Raw genomic sequence first — 1,761 nt, 5'->3', positions numbered from 1 at the left:
CCCCCGAGCCCGCCGACCCCGCAGCGGCGCCGGTCCCGGCACGCTCCTCGGTGGCCACCGACGTGCCCGTGCCCACCCCGCCGTTCCTCGGCACCCGGGTGATCAAGGGCATCCAGCTCAAGGAGTACGCCGACTGGCTGGACGAGGACGCCCTCTTCAAGGGGCAGTGGGGACTGCGCGGCAGCCGGGACGGGGAGGGCCCCGATTACGCCGAACTCGTGGAGACCGAGGGGCGCCCCCGCCTGCGCGGCTGGTTGGACCGCCTGCACACCGACAACCTGCTGGAGGCGGCCGTCGTCCACGGCTACTTCCCCTGCCGGGCCGAGGGCGACGACCTGGTGATCCTCGACGAGGGCGGTGCCGAGCGCACCCGCTTCACCTTCCCCCGGCAGAGCCGCGGCCGCCGCCTGTGCCTGGCCGACTTCTTCCGCCCCGCCGGGTCCGGCGAGACGGACGTGGTGGGGCTGCAGGTGGTCACCGTCGGCTCGCGGATCGGGGAGGCCACCGCCGAACTCTTCGCCGCCGACTCCTACCGGGACTACCTCGAACTGCACGGCCTGTCCGTGCAGCTGGCCGAGGCACTGGCCGAGTACTGGCACGCCCGGGTCCGCGCCGAGCTGGGCATCGCCGACGCCGACCCCACCGAACTGGCCGGCATGTTCCGCACCGAGTACCGGGGATGCCGCTACTCGTTGGGCTACCCCGCCTGTCCGAATCTGGAGGACCGCGCGAAGATCGCCGAGCTCCTGCGCCCCGAGCGCATCGGCGTGGTGCTGTCGGAGGAATTCCAGTTGCACCCCGAACAGTCCACCGACGCGATCGTCCTGCACCATCCCGAGGCCAACTACTTCAACGCCCGCTGAGCCCCGGCCGCGGGGGCGTCCCCGGTGCACACGCCCCCGCGCATCACCGCACCACCCGTTCGGCCCGCTCGTGCCGGGGTGTCCCCGGCGGCGGGGACGTACACTGAACGGTCCGGAAGAGGCCGGTGGTCGGTCCCGCGCGCGGGACCGACCACCGGCCTTCCCGTCCCTTCGGAGGTAGCCGCGGATGACCACCGTCCTTCCCGGGAGCGCCGGGTCCCCCCGCTCCGCCGCGCCCGCTCCGCACGCCGTCCTGCTGGACATGGACGGGACCCTCGTGGACACCGAGGACTTCTGGTGGGACGCGGAGGTCCGCGTCTTCGCCGAGTTGGGCCACACCCTCCGCGAGGAGGACCGGCGCGTCGTGGTCGGGGGCCCGATGACCCGCAGCGCCAACTACCTGATCGAGGTCACCGGCGCCGACATCGCCTACGAGGAACTCGCGGAACGCCTCAACGCCGCCTTCCTCGCCCGTCTGGACCTCGGCGTCACCCTCATGCCGGGCGCCGCCGAACTGTTGGCCGACCTCGCCCGCCACCGGGTGCCGGCCGCGTTGGTCTCCGCCTCCCACCGCGAGGTCGTGGACCGCATGCTGCGCGCCATCGGCGCCGAGCACTTCGCGCTCACCATCGCGGGCGACGACCTGACCCGCACCAAGCCCCACCCCGACCCCTACCTGATGGCGGCGATCGGCCTGGGCGCCGACCCGGCCGCCTGCGTGGCGGTGGAGGACACCGCCACGGGGGTCGCCTCGGCCGAGGCGGCCGGGTGCCGGGTGCTCGCGGTGCCCTCGATCGCCGCCCTGGAGCCGGCGCCGGGCCGGACCGTGGTCGACAGCCTGCGCGGGGTGAACCTGGGGTTCCTGCGGGGGCTGTGGGCCGAGCCCCTGCCCCCGGCC

2 protein-coding genes are annotated in these 1,761 nt (G+C 74.2%); both read left to right on the top strand.

Annotated elements, in window-relative coordinates; translation table 11 throughout:
- A partial coding sequence (locus tag FOE67_RS24745; RefSeq protein WP_323385442.1) for a vitamin B12 dependent-methionine synthase activation domain-containing protein occupies positions 1 to 863 on the top strand: 863 nt, incomplete at its 5' end.
- Between the two features lie 187 nt (positions 864 to 1,050).
- The coding region (locus FOE67_RS24740) for an HAD family hydrolase (protein WP_182667045.1) at positions 1,051 to 1,761 on the top strand (711 nt) is incomplete at its 3' end.

The sequence above is a fragment of the Streptomyces calidiresistens genome (genome assembly GCF_014141525.1).
Lineage (GTDB): Bacteria > Actinomycetota > Actinomycetes > Streptomycetales > Streptomycetaceae > Streptomyces > Streptomyces calidiresistens.
This window is presented reverse-complemented; position numbering and strand designations above follow the sequence as displayed.